Source organism: Massilia cellulosiltytica (assembly GCF_047325105.1).
Classification (GTDB): Bacteria; Pseudomonadota; Gammaproteobacteria; order Burkholderiales; family Burkholderiaceae_D; genus Telluria; species Telluria orientalis.
Map to the genome: position 1 here is coordinate 4,785,955 of NZ_CP168562.1, position 17,269 is coordinate 4,803,223.

Annotated in this window: 19 protein-coding genes; 8 read left to right on the forward strand and 11 right to left on the reverse strand. The window is 66.9% G+C overall.

All coding sequences use genetic code 11. From position 1 onward, the window contains the following. Positions 1–108 precede the first annotated feature (108 nt). The 6 genes from ACEN9H_RS20825 to ACEN9H_RS20850 all read right to left on the reverse strand — a co-directional run bounded on the left by ACEN9H_RS20825 (position 109) and on the right by ACEN9H_RS20850 (position 5,287). Positions 109–648: a TIGR00730 family Rossman fold protein gene (locus ACEN9H_RS20825; RefSeq protein WP_413671934.1), complete on the reverse strand. Its 540-nt coding sequence runs from the start codon at positions 646–648 to the stop codon at positions 109–111. After that, positions 645–1,322 carry a TetR/AcrR family transcriptional regulator gene (locus tag ACEN9H_RS20830; protein WP_056127546.1) on the reverse strand — a complete coding sequence of 226 codons (678 nt, stop codon included), beginning with the start codon at positions 1,320–1,322 and terminating at the stop codon, positions 645–647. Before ACEN9H_RS20830 ends, ACEN9H_RS20825 begins: the two co-directional genes overlap by 4 nt. Positions 1,323–1,372: 50 nt before the next feature. After that, positions 1,373–2,296, reverse strand: a complete 924-nt coding sequence (locus ACEN9H_RS20835) for a lipase family alpha/beta hydrolase (protein ID WP_413671935.1) — start codon at positions 2,294–2,296, stop codon at positions 1,373–1,375. Between the two features lie 3 nt (positions 2,297–2,299). Further along, positions 2,300–3,913: a GMC family oxidoreductase N-terminal domain-containing protein gene (locus tag ACEN9H_RS20840; protein ID WP_413671936.1), complete on the reverse strand. Its 1,614-nt coding sequence runs from the start codon at positions 3,911–3,913 to the stop codon at positions 2,300–2,302. Beyond that, positions 3,910–4,431 (reverse strand): twin-arginine translocation signal domain-containing protein, encoded by a 522-nt coding sequence (locus ACEN9H_RS20845; RefSeq protein WP_413671937.1) that lies wholly within the window; start codon positions 4,429–4,431, stop codon positions 3,910–3,912. The genes ACEN9H_RS20840 and ACEN9H_RS20845 overlap by 4 nt, the downstream gene beginning before the upstream one ends. Positions 4,432–4,510: 79 nt before the next feature. Beyond that, positions 4,511–5,287, reverse strand: a complete 777-nt coding sequence (locus ACEN9H_RS20850; RefSeq protein WP_413671938.1) for an RNA methyltransferase — start codon at positions 5,285–5,287, stop codon at positions 4,511–4,513. A 170-nt stretch (positions 5,288–5,457) separates the two neighbouring features. Between ACEN9H_RS20850 and ACEN9H_RS20855 the strand changes: the two genes are divergently transcribed. The 8 genes from ACEN9H_RS20855 (at position 5,458) to ACEN9H_RS20890 (ending at position 12,977) form a co-directional block, all read left to right on the forward strand. Continuing rightward, positions 5,458–6,237: an inositol monophosphatase family protein gene (locus tag ACEN9H_RS20855; protein ID WP_056128404.1), complete on the forward strand. Its 780-nt coding sequence runs from the start codon at positions 5,458–5,460 to the stop codon at positions 6,235–6,237. A 365-nt stretch (positions 6,238–6,602) separates the two neighbouring features. Next, on the forward strand, positions 6,603–8,036 hold the full coding sequence (locus tag ACEN9H_RS20860) for a DEAD/DEAH box helicase (RefSeq protein WP_056127531.1): 1,434 nt from the start codon (positions 6,603–6,605) through the stop codon (positions 8,034–8,036). Positions 8,037–8,395: 359 nt separating this feature from the next. Then, entirely contained in the window at positions 8,396–8,830 is a 435-nt protein-coding gene (locus tag ACEN9H_RS20865) for a MarR family winged helix-turn-helix transcriptional regulator (RefSeq protein ID WP_413671939.1), read from the forward strand. Between the two features lie 75 nt (positions 8,831–8,905). Next, the gene (locus ACEN9H_RS20870) at positions 8,906–10,183 is read left to right on the forward strand and encodes an MFS transporter (RefSeq protein ID WP_413671940.1); all 1,278 of its coding nucleotides are present in this window, start codon (positions 8,906–8,908) and stop codon (positions 10,181–10,183) included. A gap of 35 nt (positions 10,184–10,218) precedes the next feature. After that, positions 10,219–10,995: a 2-oxo-tetronate isomerase gene (gene otnI / locus ACEN9H_RS20875; RefSeq protein WP_371766198.1), complete on the forward strand. Its 777-nt coding sequence runs from the start codon at positions 10,219–10,221 to the stop codon at positions 10,993–10,995. 79 nt (positions 10,996–11,074) lie between these two features. Continuing rightward, positions 11,075–11,926 carry a hypothetical protein gene (locus ACEN9H_RS20880; RefSeq protein WP_056127517.1) on the forward strand — a complete coding sequence of 284 codons (852 nt, stop codon included), beginning with the start codon at positions 11,075–11,077 and terminating at the stop codon, positions 11,924–11,926. Between the two features lie 17 nt (positions 11,927–11,943). Then, complete coding sequence (locus tag ACEN9H_RS20885) at positions 11,944–12,462, forward strand: hypothetical protein (RefSeq protein ID WP_413671941.1); 519 nt, start codon at positions 11,944–11,946, stop codon at positions 12,460–12,462. Positions 12,463–12,620: 158 nt separating this feature from the next. Next, positions 12,621–12,977: a TraR/DksA family transcriptional regulator gene (locus ACEN9H_RS20890; RefSeq protein WP_371769993.1), complete on the forward strand. Its 357-nt coding sequence runs from the start codon at positions 12,621–12,623 to the stop codon at positions 12,975–12,977. 1 nt (position 12,978) lies between these two features. Here ACEN9H_RS20890 and phbB read toward each other — a convergent pair whose 3' ends face one another. The 5 genes from phbB to ACEN9H_RS20915 form a co-directional block, all read right to left on the reverse strand. Continuing rightward, positions 12,979–13,725, reverse strand: a complete 747-nt coding sequence (gene phbB, locus ACEN9H_RS20895) for an acetoacetyl-CoA reductase (RefSeq protein WP_413671942.1) — start codon at positions 13,723–13,725, stop codon at positions 12,979–12,981. Positions 13,726–13,840: 115 nt separating this feature from the next. Then, a complete protein-coding gene (locus ACEN9H_RS20900; protein WP_056127511.1) occupies positions 13,841–14,395 on the reverse strand; it encodes a hypothetical protein in 555 nt (184 codons plus the stop codon). Between the two features lie 84 nt (positions 14,396–14,479). Then, on the reverse strand, positions 14,480–15,346 hold the full coding sequence (locus ACEN9H_RS20905) for a zinc-dependent peptidase (protein ID WP_413671943.1): 867 nt from the start codon (positions 15,344–15,346) through the stop codon (positions 14,480–14,482). Between the two features lie 21 nt (positions 15,347–15,367). Then, positions 15,368–16,126 (reverse strand): glutathione peroxidase, encoded by a 759-nt coding sequence (locus tag ACEN9H_RS20910; RefSeq protein WP_371762984.1) that lies wholly within the window; start codon positions 16,124–16,126, stop codon positions 15,368–15,370. 167 nt (positions 16,127–16,293) lie between these two features. Then, on the reverse strand, positions 16,294–16,908 hold the full coding sequence (locus ACEN9H_RS20915) for a winged helix-turn-helix domain-containing protein (protein ID WP_056127502.1): 615 nt from the start codon (positions 16,906–16,908) through the stop codon (positions 16,294–16,296). Positions 16,909–17,269: the final 361 nt, after the last annotated feature.

Below are 17,269 nucleotides of genomic sequence, written 5' to 3' on the forward strand. Positions count from 1 at the left end.
GTTAGGGACGCGCGATCGATATCATTTCAGGGCGCAGGAATACACCCTGATTCGCTCGTTGAGCGATCAGGAAACGGTCAATGTTTCCGCAAACATCGAGCGATCGGATCAGGCTTGGCGCAGGCGGCGGATCAGCGCGTCGGGGTCGGCGTCGCGTACCAGCGACTCCGCGTGCGCGGGACGCACGAAGCCGGTGCCGACGAGATGGTCGATGAAGGACGCGAGGCCGTCGTAGAAGCCGTTCACGTTGAGAAGGCCGATGGGCTTGGCGTGGATGCCCAGCTGGGCCCACGTGACCATCTCGAACAGTTCTTCCAGCGTGCCCATCCCGCCCGGCATGGCGATGAAGCCTTCGGCCAGGTCGGACATCATCGCCTTCCGTTCGTGCATATCCTTCACGACGAACAGCCGCGTGAGGCCGGCGTGGCCCACTTCGCGCTCGACGAGGTGCTTCGGGATCACGCCCGTCGCGTCGCCGCCGAGGCGCAGCACTTCGTCGGCGATCACGCCCATCAGGCCCACCTTGCCGCCGCCATAGACGAGGCCGATGTTGTGCTCGACGAGGGCGCGCGCCAGGCCGCGGGCGGCGTCGGCATAGACAGGATCGGCGCCCAGCGAGGCGCCGCAATAGACGGCGATGGATTTCATGGCGCTTCCGGTGGCAGTTTGGCGAGGAAGTCGTCGGACAGGCGCTGGAACAGCGCGAGCGTCTCGCCGCGCAGGTAAGGCCCCAGCATCGACAGCACCTGGTAGCAGCCGCGCGCGAGCGCGTCCGCGATGGCCTGCTGCTCGCTGTACTTGCGCGGATTGCGCACGTATTCGTACGACAGCCAGTACGTGGCGACGACGACCATGTTCGTCGCCATGGCACCGATCTGCGCGTCGCCCGCTTCCAGCGAGCCCTCGCTGCGCAGGTCTTCGCACAGCTGGCGCGCGACCTTGATCTTGTGGGCGAGGATCGCCTTGAAGTGCAGTTCCAGCTTGCGGTTGCGCGACAGGAGGTCGTTCAGGTCGCGGTAGAAGAACCGGTACTTCCAGATCAACTCGAACATGAGGTGCAGGTACAGCCACACGTCTTCCATGTTCGAGCGGCGGCCGGCCGGGACGGTCAGCATGCGCTCGATCTCCGCCTCGAACTGGACGAAGATCGAATTCACGATGTCGTCCTTGTTGCGGAAGTGGTAGTACAGGTTCCCCGGCGAGATGTTCATCTCGTCGGCGATCACGGTCGTGGTGATGTTCGGTTCGCCGAATTCGTTGAACAGCCGCAGCGACAGCTCGAGGATGCGTTCGCGGGTTCGGCGCGGGGCTTTCTGTTGCATGGAAACAAGTGTGGGTGGACTCACGTGCAAGGATATCATCGACCGGACCCTCAGGCCATGGCCGGCTGCACTTCGCGCAGAACGCGCAACACCTCGGCCAGCACGCGGGGGTTGCTGCCCAGCGCCACGTGGCCCACGCCGCCGAATGCGATGTTGCGCGCGCCCGGAAGAATGCTCGAATCCTGCGGCGCGACGATGTTGTCGTGGTAGGTGTAGATGGAGACGATGCGCGCACGGACATCCTGGGTCTCGCCCGCCGCGAGGTCGCGCAGCCACGCGCTGTCCCGCCGCATCTGCGCGGCGTTCTCGCCCAGGCCGAAGTTCGCCAGCACCGTGCCGTGGTGCGGCGTGCCGAGCGTGATCAACCTGGCCACGCGCGCGCTCCCGTATGAGCGCATCCACGCGCGCGCCGCCAGCCCGCCCATGCTGTGGGCGACGATGGCGATCTGCGCGGCGCCCGTCGCGGCGCACAGCGCCTGCACGCGCGCCTCGATCAGCGGCGCGTAATCGTCGATGCTGCCCGCGACCGGCTCCAGGTCGATGGTGGCGTGGCTGATGCGCTCGCGGTCCAGCAGCGGTTCCAGGTGCGCCCAGAAGCCGCTGTTGCAGCCGTAGCCGTGCACGAGCAGCACGGGCACGCGGCCACTGTCGAGGTGGAGGGACATGCGCGCGCAGCCGCGCGGCACGTGCCAGGACGTGACCAGCATACTGGCCCGGAACTCCTCGGCCAGCATGCGCAGGCGTGCCGCCGGTCCGAGCCGGTACTCGGGCGGCGTGTGGCTCGCCGCGCGCGCCGCCATGACAAAGTTGTTCATGTTGATCGCGAGGCGCACGACGACGACGGCGCCGGCCCCCGCCAGCAGCGCGCCCCACGCCGGGACGCCCCGGCGCAGCAGCGCCCACGCGACCAGCAGCGCCGCGGCCAGCTGCACGAGCAGGACGAGGCGCAGCAGGGTGCGGGCGCTGGCCGGCATGTCTTACGCCTGCGGCCGCGCGGCCGGCCGGCCCGTGAGGGATTGCGCCAGGTCGCTGGCGAGGCGTGCCGTGATACCGTAGATCGACAGCTGGGGATTGGCGCCGATCGACGTCGGGAACAGCGAGCCGTCGTGCACGGACACGTTGGCCAGGCCACGGTAACGGCCATCGGGCCCCGTGACGCCATCGCGGTCCGCCATCGCGCAGCCGCCCATCACGTGCGCCGACACGACGCGCGTCAGGTGGCGCTCGAACGGCAGCGCGGCGATGCCGGCCTTCGCCTCGTTCCAGCTGGCGTAGCGCGGCGCCCGTTCGTGCGCGACCTGCACGCCGCTGGCGCCGGCCGCGAACTGGATCTCGGCCATCGTCAGCAACGCGCGCCTGGCGCCGTCCCACAGCGGGTCGTTCAGCGGATAGTCGAGGATCGGAGATCCGTCCCCGTTCAGGCCCACGGCGCCGCCCTGCGACTCGGGATGAAAACCGTCGCGCAGCAGCGCCAGCATCCCCTGCAGGTGCGGGAAGTGGCGCATCATCTCGGCGTGCTCGCGGCCGAAGCCCTGCATCGTCGTCGCCAGCAGTACGGGGTGCAGCGGCGGCGCTTCGAGCTTGAAGCCGAGCGGGCCGTCGATCGCCTGGGTGTGCAGGAAGTGGTCCGAATAGACCGTCTGCGGCGCGCCCGCGTAGCCGTCCACGCGCTGCGGGAACAGCGCCGCCGACACGAGCGTGGGATGCAGGAACGTGCGCTTGCCCAGCTTTCCGCTCGGGTCGGGCGCCTTCGAGCGCAGCAGCAGCGCGGGCGTGTTGATGGCGCCGCCCGCGAGCACGTAGTGGCGGGCGCGCAGGCGCAGCCGGCGTCCGGTGGCGTGCAGGCCGCCCGCGTCGAGCAGCGTGCAATCGAGGCCGTCGGCCTGGTCGCCTTTGATTACCAGGCGTTCGGCGCGGGCGCGCGTGACGAGGATTGCGCCGTGGTCCAGCGCGGACGGGATCGTCGTCACGAGCATCGACTGCTTCGCGTTCGTCGGACAGCCCATGCCGCAATAGCCGAGGTTCCAGCAGCCGTTGACGTTGCGGCGGATGAGGCCCGTCGGGATGCCGAGCTTCTCCGCGCCGCGCCGCAGCAGGTCGTTGTTCTCGTTCGGCGCGCCGGGCCAGTCGGCCACGTGCAGCCGCGCTTCCATCAATGCGAACCACGGCGCCAGCCCGGCCTCGCTGTACGTCGACAGGCCGAAGCGCTGCTGCCAGAACGCGAGCGTCGCCGGCGGCGTGCGGAAGCTCGACGTCCAGTTCACCGTCGTCGAGCCGCCCACCGTGCGGCCCTGCAGGATGTTGATGCCCTTGTCGCGTGTCTTGCGGGCGGCCGATTCCTGGTACAGCGTCGGGTAGGCGTCCGCCTCGCGCATCCTGAAGTCGCTCGATGACTTGAGTGCGCCCTCCTCCACGACGATCACGGACAGGCCGGACAGCGCGAGGATCTCCGCCGTCACGCCGCCGCCGGCGCCGCTGCCGACGATGACGACGTCGGCGTCCAGCGCGCGGTCGCTTTCCTCGCGCGCGCCGTCGATGACCTTCCAGCCGCGCGCGAGGCCGGCCACGATGGGATCGGGAATCGCGCTCATGCCAGCTCCTTCAGCGGGCCGGGATAGCCGATGGCGTCCCAGTGCGCGGGCTCGCTGTACCAGGCGCCCAGCACGAGGTCGTGCAGCGCCGCGTACGCCGTGCGCAGCAGGGACAGGCGGTGCAGGCGCCAGTCCTGCAGGAACGCGGCGACGTCCGCCTCCTTCGCGGCGGCCCAGCCGTCCGGGATGCCCGTCAGCAGGCGTCGCGCCGGACCGAGCGCGAGCAGGCCGAACAGGTCCTGCACTTCCTGCTGGGCCGGCAGCGGCAGGCCGAGGATGGTCTGGTGCACGCGCGCCGTCGTCGCGACGCTGGCACGGGCCCGGTCGGCGCGGGCATCCGCCAAGGCGCCGGACAGGATCGCGGCGACGATGGCGTCGAGCGCGGCGCGCGCCTCGCCGTCGAGCACGAAGCCGCGCGGGGGCGCCGGATGCGTGTGCCGGTACCAGCCGCCGCCGGCGGCCAGGACTGCCACCGACAGCAGGCCGGCCTTCAGGAAGGTTCTGCGGGTTGTCTCCATGCCTACCCTTTGTATGTGTTTTTTCAAAGTGTAAGCGAAAGAACAGGTCAGGCGACCAATTCGGACTAGAGCAAGCCGTCTAGGAGTCCCGCCCCGTGGATTTCATCACCTGGCGCGCGATGCCGCGCAGGATATTGACTTCTTCCGTCTCCAGCTGCGTGCGCGCGAACAGGCGTTTCAGGCGCGGCATCAGCTTTTTCGGGTTGCTCGCGTTGAGGAAACCGATCGCGACCAGTGCTTCTTCGAGATGGGCGTACATGCCCTCGATCTGCGCGACGCTCGCCGCCTCGCCGTGGAAGCCGATGCCTTCCTGCGTGCGGCTCAGTTGAGCATTATCGCCCTGCGCGGCCAGCCGGCATTCGTATGCGAGCACCTGCGCGGCCTGGGACAGGTTCAGGGACGAATACTCCGGATTGGCCGGAATGTTGATCAGGACGTTGCATTGCTCGACGATCTGGTTCGGCAGGCCGAAGCGCTCGTTGCCGAGGATGAGCGCTGGCTGCAGGTCTTGCGTCCCTGCCGCGTGCGCGGAAAATTCGCGCGGCGTCCATACAGGTGGCGAGAACTCGCGCAGGCGGGCCGATACCGCCGCCGCGAAATTGCAGCCGTCCAGCGCCTCGGCGATGGAATCGACGATCCGCGCGCCCTGGAGCACGTCGAGGGCGCCGCTGGCGAAGGCGACCGCTTCCGGATCGTGCAACGGGTCGTTGCAACGCGGGGCGACGAGCACGAGGTCGGAAAATCCCATCGTCTTCATGGCGCGCGCCACCGAGCCGACGTTGCCGGCGCGGCTCGTCTCCACCAGCACGAAGCGTAGACGTTTGAAAAGAGAAGAGACAGTTTCGGTCGGGTTCATTTAAAATAACGCCATCGCGCGGTGACGGGCGTTGAAATGCGGGCAAGAAGCTCGCGATTTTAACGGCTTCGGCACCGCTTTGCTCTTTAATTATTTCTCGTTCAGATCGTTCACGGCGCCGTTGCGCGGTGGGCGTCAGCATTTTTTTACGGAAGCCCTCTATGCATCCCATGCTCAACACGGCCATCAAGGCCGCCCGCCGCGCCGCGACCGTCATCAACCGCGCATCGTTCGACCTCGACCGCATCACCGTCAGCGAAAAGAGCCACAATAACTTCGTGACCGACATCGACCAGGCGTCGGAACAGGCCATCGTCGAAACCTTGCTGAAAGCCTACCCCGACCATGCCATCCTCGGCGAAGAATCGGGCCCGACCGCGAACCTGAACGACGACAGCGAGTACGTCTGGATCATCGATCCGATCGACGGCACCACCAACTTCCTCCACGGCTACCCGAACTACTGCATCTCGATCGCACTGCAACAGCGCGGCGTGATCACGCAGGCCGTCATCTACGACCCGGTCCGCAACGACCTGTTCACTGCCACCAAGGGCGCCGGCGCCTACCTGAACGACAAGCGCATCCGGGTACGCAATCCGGACCGCATCAACAAGGCCCTGATCGGCTCCGGCCACGGCGCCGAGCCGCGCGACCTGGCCGAATACCTGCGCATGTACGAAGTCGTCGCCCCGCGCTGCCACGGCCTGCGCTCGAGCGGCTCGGCCGCGCTGGAACTGGCCAACGTGGCCGCCGGCCGCGTCGACGGCTACTTCGAAAAGAACCTGAAAATCTGGGACATCGCCGCCGGTTCGCTGCTCGTGACCGAAGCGGGCGGCATCGTCGGCGAGTTCGACGGCGAGTCGGAATACCTGAACAAGGGCGACATCATCGCCGCCGGCCCGAAGGTCTTCGCCGGCATGGTCGCGCTGCTGAAGCCCTTCGCCTGAGCGGCCTCCCGCCGTTTCGCGTAAAATACGCCCTGTGTAAGTCCGGGGAATGCCGCGGGCCTTGCTGGCCGCGCGGCTTTCCCGCCGCAGGCGGCGTTGTCGGCCTGTCAAGATTGCCTCCGGCACCCACGAGGTGCCGCGCCCCCGCTTCCACCGGTCCTGTCATAAACGACACAGGCCGCGCTAAAATTTCCATAGCGAAACATATTTAACTATAATGTCGCGTGATCGTTGACGTTTGTCATCACGTTCGCGTCTTGGCGCCCGGCACCAGTACCGGCCGCCCTGAGTGTGTAAACCGATCGGCTGGACTGGCGTTTCCGTGGGAACACGAGAAACGACGGGCCGATCCCTACCAGATAACTATGTCATTCAATACTCTCGGTCTGTCCGACGCCATCGTGCGCGCCGTCACTGAAGCGGGCTATACCGCACCGACTCCGATCCAGGCCAAGGCGATCCCCGCCGTGCTGGGCGGAGGCGACCTGCTGGCAGGCGCCCAGACCGGCACCGGCAAGACCGCCGGCTTCACGCTGCCCGTGCTGCACCGCCTGTCGACCGACAAGTTCGGCGCCGCGCTGACCAGCAAGACGTCCAAGCGCCCGATCCGTGCCCTCGTGCTCGCCCCGACCCGCGAACTCGCGGCCCAGGTCGAGGAAAACGTGCGCATGTACGCCAAGCACACGAACCTGAACTCCGCCGTGATCTTCGGCGGCGTCGGCATCCACCCGCAGATCAAGCTGCTGGCGAACGGCGTCGACATCCTCGTCGCCACGCCGGGCCGCCTGCTCGACCACGTCGCCCAGGGCACGATCAAGCTCGACAAGATCGAGATCCTGATCCTGGACGAGGCCGACCGCATGCTGGACATGGGCTTCATCCACGACATCCGCAAAGTGCTGGCCGTGCTGCCGCCGAAGCGCCAGAACCTGCTGTTCTCGGCCACGTTCTCGGACGAGATCAAGGGCCTGGCCGACCGCCTGCTGGACAACCCCGCCATGATCGAGGTCGCGCCGCGCAACTCGACCGTGGAAGTCATCGCCCAGAAGATCCACCCGGTCGACCGCGACAAGAAGCACCCGATGCTGGCGCACCTGATCAAGACGCACGGCTGGAAACAGGTGCTCGTGTTCACCCGCACCAAGCACGGCGCCAACAAACTCGTCGAGCAGCTGGGCAAGGACGGCATCGGCGCGATGGCGATCCACGGCAACAAGAGCCAGTCGGCACGCACCAAGGCGCTGGCCGAGTTCAAGGACGGCAGCCTGACGGCGCTCGTCGCCACCGACATCGCGGCGCGCGGCATCGACATCGACCAGCTGCCGCACGTTGTGAACTACGACCTGCCGAACGTGCCGGAAGACTACGTGCACCGCATTGGCCGCACGGGCCGCGCCGGCGCCACCGGTGAAGCGGTGTCGCTCGTCTGCGTCGACGAGCACCAGATGCTCAAGGACATCGAAAAGCTGATCAAGCAGACGCTGCCCCGCCAGGTCATCGCGGGCTTCGAACCGGACCCGACGGCGAAGCCGCAACCGATCCAGCTGCGCAGCGGCGTGGCGGGCCATCCGAACCGCGGCCGCCCAGGCGGCAACCGTGGCGCCGGCAATGGCGCGGGCGGGGCGCGCGCACAGGGCGCGGGCCAACGCAATGGCGGCAACGGCGGCAATGGTGGCAACAGCGGCGGCGGCGCACGCACCGGCCAGCCGGGCAACCGCAACGGCGGCAACGGCGGCGGTCGCAGCCAGGGCCGCGGCCCGCGTCCGGCATCCGCAGCGCGTTCGGGCGGCGAACGCTAACACTTAGCACTGCTCACCAACAAAGACCGGGACCAGCTCCCGGTCTTTTTTTACCCCAAACAAAAGCCCAAATTCGGGGTCAGAGCACATTTTCGCCGAAATTCGGGGTCAGAGCACTTTTTCGATCAATGTCCGGCAAGCCAAGAATTCGTGCGGTTCGCCTGTTGCGCCCATGAGTAAATCGGCGTCAGTCGGCAGAACTTGCTTCGAAGATCATCCACCAAAATGAGCTCTGACCCCGAAGTTGCAAAAAATTTGGACCTGACCCCGAATTTATTTGTGCACTCAAGTACTTGCCAATGGTCGACATTCTCCATATACTTGACGAATCAAGTAACCATTAAGTACCAGGAGTCATCATGTCCGACAGTCTCACCACCGAATTCTGCCTGCGCCTCTCGCGGGCCTGGGCGACGCTCGCGCGCCGGCTCGACAGCGCCCTCGGCGGCCATCACGGCATCAGCTTTGCCGATTATCAGTTGCTGCTGCACTTGCAGCGCGCACCGGGCGGGCGTTTGCGCCGTGTCGACCTGGCCGACCGGTTGGGACTGACCGCGTCCGGCGTCACGCGTTCCCTGCTGCCGCTGGAAAAGATCGGCCTCGTCACGCGCCAGAGCGACCCGCGCGACGCCCGCGTCGGCTACGCGCTGATTACGCCGACCGGCGACGAGCTGGTGACGAACGCGACGACCGTCGTCGACAACATCAGCCGCGCCATGCTGGGCGCACCGTCCGGCGACCAGTTGCGCGCGACGTCCGACCTGCTCGCGCAGCTCGCCGGCATCCAGCGCTGATCCACCCTCGTACCACCAACACGATGGCGTGCCGGCCAGGCCCGCGCACGCCCGAAAAACGACAAGGAGACGAGCATGCAAGACGCACCGAACCCGCGCACCGCCCTGCTGCGCGACCGGAATTTCACCTGGCTGATGAGCGGCGGCGTCATCTCCACCCTCGGCGACCAGTTCACGCTGATCGCCCTGCCCTGGCTCGTGCTCAAGCTGACGGGCGATGCCGTCGCGCTGGGCATGGCAGTCGCGCTGATGGGCATTCCGCGCGCCATCCTGATCCTGTTCGGCGGCGCGCTCGTCGACCGCCACTCGCCCAAGCGCATCCTGATGCTCACCAAGCACGTCAACACGGTGCTGCTGGCAGTGCTCGCGGTCCTCGTCTACACCGGCCAGGCGCACCTGCCCGTCGTGCTCGCGCTGGCGCTGGGCCTGTCGCTCGCATCGGCGTTCAGCATTCCGGCCGGCACGTCGATGCTGCCGCACGCCGTCGCCCCGCAGCACCTGCAGGCCGCGAACGGCATGATGATGGGACTGCGGCAGATTACGATGCTGGCCGGGCCGCTGCTGGCGGGCCTGTTGTTCGCGCTGGCCGGCGACGGCAGCGACGGTCCGCAGCACATGCGCGGCCTGGCGCTCGCGTTCGGCTTCGACTGCATCAGTTTCGCCCTGTCCGCCTGGACGCTCGCCAAGGTCCAGCCGCGCCCGTTCGCGCCGGCCGCCAGACAGCCGGTGTTGCAGTCCGTGGCCGACGGTCTCGCGGCCGTGTGGCGCGACACCATGATGCGCACGTGCTTCATCTACTGGGGCCTGTGCGCCTGCGTGATCGGCGGCGTGATGCAGGTCGCGCTGCCGCTGCTGGCGAGCAGCCGCCTGCACGGTGCATCCGCGCTGGGTCTGCTGATGGGTGCGCACGGCGCCGGCGCGCTGCTGGGCATGGCTGCGAGTGGCATCGCCGGGAAACGGCGTGCGGGCAACCTCGGCATGACCCTGCTGCTGATCGACGGCATCGCCGGCGTCCTGCTGATGCCGCTGGGCCTGGTCACCGCCAGTTGGCAGGGCATGCTGATCAACGTCGCCATCGGCGTGCTGGGCGGGTTCGTGCAGGTCGCCGTGTTCACGTGGATCCAGCAGCGCGTGCCGCGCGAACTGCTGGGCCGGACGATGAGCCTGTTCATGTTCATCTTTATGGGCCTGGCGCCGCTGGCGGCCGTCGCGGCCGGCTGGATCGCCAGCCGCGTCTCCCTGGCGACCCTGTTCGGCGGCTCAGGCCTGTTCCTCGTGGGCGCCGCGCTGCTGGCCTGGCTGTTCACGCCGATGCGCGCGCTGCGCGCTGCGCCGGCCGGCACGATGGTTTAGGATAGCGGGTTGTTTCATCGCCAAGAGGAATTCGCATGCCCCGCTTCGCCGCCAACCTGAGCCTGATGTTCAACGAGCTCGGCTTCCTGGAACGCTTTGCCGCCGCCCGCGCGGCCGGTTTCGACGGCGTCGAGTTCCTGTTTCCTTACGCCTTCGAGGCGGAGCAGATCGCCGGCCGCCTGCAACGCTACCAACTGGAACTGGCGCTGCATAATTTTCCGGCCGGCGACTGGGCGGCGGGCGAACGGGGCATGGCGTGCGACCCGCGCCGCGTGGGCGAATTCCAGGACACCGTCGAGCTGGCGCTGGAATACGCACTCGACCTGGGCGTGAAGCGCCTGCACTGCCTGGCGGGCAAGCTGCCGCCGAACGTCGCCCCCGAGCGCGCGCACGCGACGTTCGTCGACAACCTGCGCTTCGCCGCCGCCGCGCTGGCCCCGCACGGCATCGACCTGCTGATCGAGCCGATCAACGACCGCGACATCCCCGGCTATTTCCTCACGAAGAGTGCGCAGGCCGCCGCCATCATCGCGGAAGCCGCCGCGCCGAACCTGTTCCTGCAATACGACATCTATCACATGCAGCGCATGGAGGGCGACCTTGCCAACACGCTGCGCGAACGCATGCCGCTGATCCGCCACATCCAGCTGGCCGACGTGCCGGGCCGCCATGAGCCGGGCACCGGCGAGATCAATTTCCCCTTCCTGTTCCGCACGCTCGACGCGCTGGGTTACGACGGCTGGGTCGGCTGCGAATACATCCCGCTGGGCGATACCGTGGCCGGCCTGGGTTGGCGCACGGCCTTGACTTGAGCATTGGCAATAACAGCATCCGCCAGTTTGAAAGAATGAGGGCTTTTCGGGCCGGCCTTTTGCCGTCCAGAAAGGACCCATGGACCTGCGACGCTGTTTTACCCTGATCGTCCTCGCCGCCACCCTGGTGCTCGGCGGCTGCGCCAGTACCGGCCCCGTGAGCCTGGCGGAGGTGCGGCAATTCGCCGACGCGTCGGCCAAACTGGGCGGCTATGGCGAGCTGTCGCGCCGCTATCGCGACACCTACGAGCGCGAACAACCGTACCTCTCTCCCGCCGCCGACCGCATCGCGAAGGAAAACGATGCGCGCCGGCGCGCCGTGTACGACGACTTCGTCAGCATCCAGAAGACCGTCGTGCTGTACATGCAGACGTTGAGCGTGCTGGCGGGCGACGCACGCTACGACTTGTCCGACCGCATCGACGACCTCGGCAATGGTCTCAAGGCGAACGCGGAATCCGGCCTGCAGCAGCGCCAGATCGCCGCGTACACGGGCCTGACACGGCTGCTGACGCGGGTGATTGCATCGGGCTACCAGAACCGCAGCGTCGAGACGATGGTGCGCGACGGCGACGCCGATGTGCAAGTCTTGCTGGAGGCCATGATCGAGCTGACCCGCCTGTACGCGAAGACCAACGACAACGAAAAGAAGACCGTGCTCGGCATCTTCGACGTCGAAATCCCCTTCTCCACCAAGACGTCCGACCGCATGCTCGTGACCTTGGCCAAGGTCCATTATCTCAACAAGTCGACGGAGTACAAGCTGGTCGACAAACGCTATGACCTGGCCCTCCAGGGTTTGACGAAGGTCGCCCTGGGCCACCAGAAACTGCGCGAAAACCTGAATAACCTGCACGGCGACGAAGTGCGCAAGTTGCTGGCCGTCTATGCGCGCGACCTGACGAAACTGCGCGACGCCCTGTCCGATTGAGCGCACGAGGAGAGATCATGGCAAACGACGAGAAACCGAAACAGGCTGCGCCCGCCGCGCCGCCGCCCAGCCCGGCCGAGGCGTTGTCGACCGCGCACCAGGTCGAGGAACTGGCCGACAAGCTGTCGGCGTGCGCGGACAGCATCCACCAGCGCGTCATGCGCGACATCCGCCGCCACCAGGGCCAGGACGTGCCGGAACCGGAGCAGATGGCCGCGCGCGCGCTGTTGAACGCCGAGATGGAATTGCGCCAGCGCGCCAACCGGCTGTATGCGGAGGCGGCCGCATGCGTCGTGTCGGCGCTGGGCCAGCCGCAAGCGCACCTGATCCAGCTGACGGTGGACGCCGCCGACAAGATCAAGCGCATTACCCGCATCGGCGACGGCATCACGCTCGTCGCGCGCCTGCTGGGCTTGGCCGCGGCCGCCAGCACGGGCCAGGTCGTCCCCATCCTCGCGGCTCTCGACGGGCTCAAGACCCAGCTCGACATCGTCGCCATCGACAACGCGCCGTCCCTGCCCGCCTCGTCGGCCTGAATGCGGCCGCCGTGCGGCGGTATCCACGCCCCTCGTTCCGCGCTACACTGAAATCGCCGCCGCGCGGCTTCCAACGACACGAACGAGGGGACATCCATGAACGCCATTCCGCACGCCGCTTCCGGCGCCTGTCGTCACGTCTTCGCTGTCGTGTGACCATGGAACCCCTCACACCCGAGCAGCTGGCGCTGCTCAAGACCATGCTGGAGCAGCGTCTTGCCGCGCTGTCCAGCATCGAGGAACCGCGCCCGGACGCGGGAGAATTGCCTGTGGAAGATGTGGAGACGTCGCCGCTGGACCGCGCCACCGTCCGTCTGCTGAACGACCTGTCGCGCGAAGCGGCCGGCCATCACTCGGCCGAGATGCGCCAGCTGCGCCAGGCGCTCGCCCGGATCGAGGACGGCAGCTACGGCTATTGCGAGGACTGCGGCCAGCCGATCGGCGCGTCGCGCCTGCTGGCCCGGCCGGAGGCGCGCCTGTGCATCGACTGCCAGACGCGGGCCGAGCGGCGCTAGTTCAATACATGTGTTGCCCGCCGTTGATGGCCAGGTTCGCGCCCGTCATGAAACCGGCGTCTTCCGACACCAGATAGGCGACGAGGCCGGCGATCTCGTCCGGCTCGCCCAGCCGCCCCATCGGGATCTGCGGCAGGATCTTGCCATTCATCACCTCGGCCGATACGGCCTCGACCATCTTCGTGCGCAGATAGCCGGGCGACACCGTGTTGACGGTGACGCCGTGGCGCGCCATCTCCAGCGCCAGTGCCTTCGTGAAGCCGTGCATGCCGGCCTTGGCGGCCGAGTAATTGGCCTGCCCAAAGGCGCCCTGCTGGCCGTTGACGGACGAGATATTGACGATGCGGCCAAATTGCTGCGCCATCATCGGTTCGATCGCCTGCTTGCTCATGTTGAACACGCTGTCGAGATCGGTACGCAGGACGTCCTGCCAATCCTCCAGGGTCATCTTGCGCAGGCTGCGGTCGCGCGTGATGCCGGCATTGTTCACCAGCACGTCCAGCCGGCCCATTTCGGCCAGCAGTTTCTGCATCATCCATTCGCAGTCGCCGTAGTCGGTGACGTCGACGCGATACGTCGTGAATCGGTACCCTTCGTCTCTCTGGGCGGCCAGCCACGCGTCAGGCGTGGCATTGCCGGGCGAATAGGTTGCCGCCACGCGGAACCCCTCCGCCTGCAGGCGCCGGCAGATCGCCGTGCCCAGTCCCCCCATCCCTCCAGTCACCAAGGCTACTTTGTTGTCGTGCATGGTTTCGTCGTCCTTCATCAACCTGCCGCGCCGGGTGCGCAGCACGAAACATCGAGTCTAGGGGGACGGACAAAGACGTCGTTGACGAAACGCAAAGAGACGCGGGGGCGCGGACTCAGTGAATCATGTCGGGCGGCGACGCCGGATCGAAATCGGCCCAGTCGCCATCGACGATATTGCCTTTGGCGCGCTCGATGTGGTGGGCGCCCAGGCCGCGCAGCAGATCTACGGCGCGCGACTCGAGGCCGGGATCGTCGAAGGCGACCGCGATGAGCATGCCGGCCGGACGGTTTTCCATCGGCGCGCGGCCGCCTTCCTCGCGTTCGCCGGGATCTTTCATCTTCGTAAAGCTGAACAGCGAGCCGACGTGGGCGCCCAGGAGGCCGCCGACCACGGGGCCCAGCGGTCCGGTCACGGGGGCCGTCGCGGCGCCGGCCACGATGCCGACCGCCGCACCGGCACCGGCGCCCTGGGCCACGCCTTCCGGCGATTCCTTGGCGCCCGGCGAGTGGATGTTGTCGCCGCCGATCGGCGTCAGGTCGTGCTGGCCCGGCTGGCTCAGGTAGAACCCGCTGATGCGTTCGCTCGGGAACCCGGCGTCGATCAGGGCACGGCGCGCCCGCTCGACGTCATCCTGCAGCTGGAAGTGCCCTGCAATGATCGTGGACATGGATGACCTCCTGCATATAAAGGTGTGGCCATGATGCCTCCCGCTGGGCTCGGTCTCTGTACGCGAGCGCACGCAGCGGAGCCGCTAGCGCCACTGTCCGTAGACCATGCCGTAGTGCTCCGGTTCCGGTGCCGGCGCGGGGAACCAGTCGCGCGGATCCACGCGGTAATACGCCTGGAACTCCGCATACAGTTGCGGATGGCGCGCGGCCAGCTCGTACGGTTGTTCGAAGAAACTCTCCGTCGCCACGGCGAAGAACTCGGCCGGATTCGTGGCGCCGTACGGATCGAGCACGTCGCGCTGGCCCCAGTAGGCGTCACGCCGCAGCAGCGCGAAATCGCGCGACAGCGTTTCCGACCAGCTCCGGTAGCGCTCCGGGCTGCCGAGGAAGGGCGCGCCGTTGTTGCTGCCCGATTCGCTGTCGAGCTGGTGCGCGAACTCGTGCAGCACGACGTTGTGCGTGCCCTCGGCCGCCAGGCCGGCGCGGCGCACGTGTTCCCACGACAGCACGACGCGCCCGTCGCCCCACGATTCGCCCAGCAGGTCCTGGCGCGTTTCCGTGACGACGCCGGCCGCGTCGTGCTCGCGCCGCGGCACGAGGAAGGCGCCCGGGTAGACGAGCACGGCGTGCAGGCCCGGATACACGCGGCTGGGCCGGTTCAGCAGCAGCAGGCACGCCTGCGCGGCGATCGTCACGCGCATCTCTTCCGTCACCTCGAGCCCGGCGCAGCCGACGAACGTCTTCTGGTGCAGGAACTGCTTGACGAGGCGCTGCAATTGCGCGCGCAGGTCGGGCGGCATGCCCCGGTACTGGTCGACGTTGCGCTCGATGATGCCGAGCTGGGCCGCGGTGAGCGGACGCGCCAGCACGCGGCGCAGGCGCCAGCGCGGCAGCAGCCAGGCGAACAGCACGCCGAGCGCGAGCACGGCGCAGACGATAGCGGCTTCCATCGTGTTCTCCCGATACCGGCGTTACTGGGCCTCTTGCGCGCGCGGCGCGAAATACGCCGCGACGGCCTCCGCATCGCCGATCAGCTTGCCGCCGATGAAGACCTGCGGCCACGTGGTGGCGCCGGAAACGGCGCGCAGCACGCTGGTAGTGATCTTCGCATCCTGCGGGATGTCCGTAAAGACGATGCCGTTCGCCTTCAGCACGGCCTTGGCACGGGCGCAGAACGGGCAGCCGGGTTTGGAAAACATCACGACGGGTTCGCGCGGCGTGGCGTCCGGGTTGAGGTAGCGCAGCATGGTGTCGGCGTCCGACACTTCGAACGGATCGCCTTCCTTGTCCGGCTCGATGAACACCTTGGCGATGATGCCGTCCTTGACGAGCATCGAATAGCGCCACGACCGCTTGCCGAAGCCGAGGTCGCGCTTGTCGACGAGCAGGCCCATGCCTTCCGTGAAGTCGCCGTTGCCATCGGGGATCATGGTGATGTTGCCCGCCTCCTGCCCGGCCTGCCAGGACTGCATCACGAAGGCATCGTTGACGGAGATGCAGACGATCTCATCGACGCCGTTCTCGCGGAAGGCGGGTGCCAGCTCGTTGTAGCGCGGCAGGTGTGCCGAGGAACAGGTCGGCGTGAAGGCGCCTGGCAAGGCGAACACGACGGCGGTCTTGCCCTTGAACAGTTCATCGGTCGTGATGTCGCGCCACTGGTCATTGGGGCGCGCCTTGAACGTCACCTGGGGAACGGGTTGGCCTTCCAGCGATTCGGCACTCGGCAGCATGGAGTCTCCTTGATGGGGTAAGCGGTCGGGGTGCCGCACCCGGCATATGAGCGCGCTTGTCGCCTTTTCAATTGGAATCCTGCAAAAAAACAGCGCCACCCGGCCTCGCGGCGGGGTGGCGCAGCTGACGGCGGCACGTCACGCGGCCGCCGTCAACGCCAGCGCGCTCAGACGCGCTCTTTGGCGACCTGGCTCGGAGGCGGGCCGAACAGTGCGGCGACGAGCGGATCGCGGGTCACCGGGCTGCGGTTGACGCGGATCGCGTAATGCGTGTCGTCGGCAAGGATGTGGAAGTGGCGGCCGGTGCCGGCCATGCTCTGCTCGCGCAGGCCCGGACGCTCCTTGCGCGGGGCGGCGCCTTCGCGCTTGGGCTGGCAGATGGCGCCCAGGAAGGCCTTGACGCGATCCGGATCCGGCGAAATGCGGTACACGGCCTTGCCCAGGTAGGTGGCGGTACCTTCGATGTAACGGGCCAGTTCGATGACGCCGGCTTCGCGCAGGTCGCGGATGTATTTGCGGGCGCCCGACGGCGAGAATTTGAGGAACCATGCGATTTCGTCGGCCAGCATCTCGTGGGTCTGCAGCTCGCCGATCAGCTTCTGCATGTTTTCGATACGGCGCTGGGTAGCCGACGTCGACCGCACCCGCTCGATCGGCGCGAGCGAAATCGGAGCGCGCTCGGTCGGTTGCGGTGGGACGCGTTCGATCAGTGCAGAGTTAGTGGAAGTGTGCACCGCGTTGAGTTCGCCTTGTACCGCATTGTGGTGAGTCGCTGCATGCATATTGGTTTACTCCGTGAAAAGGACGATGTTCTGTGTATGGCCCGGACCGCCGTATTCGTGTATGACCACCTGACAACACGCCGGTTCCGCTTAACTGGGTACAAGATTGCCTGCCTCACCATGCCCGGTCTGTGCGCCATCCAACATTTCTAAAAATTTCTGAAAAGTTATTCATCCCTAAAAGCAAGAGAAACTCGATCGCGTATTGACGCGCGACAAATTGGTGAGGCTCAACGGGAACCGGCTGTACGGCTTGCAATCGAAGCGGTATCGACCTGACCGCGTGACATGACAATCCCGTAATAAAAGGAAGCGTGAATGCACGAAGGGCGACGTTGCATGAAGTAAGCGACGGTTATCG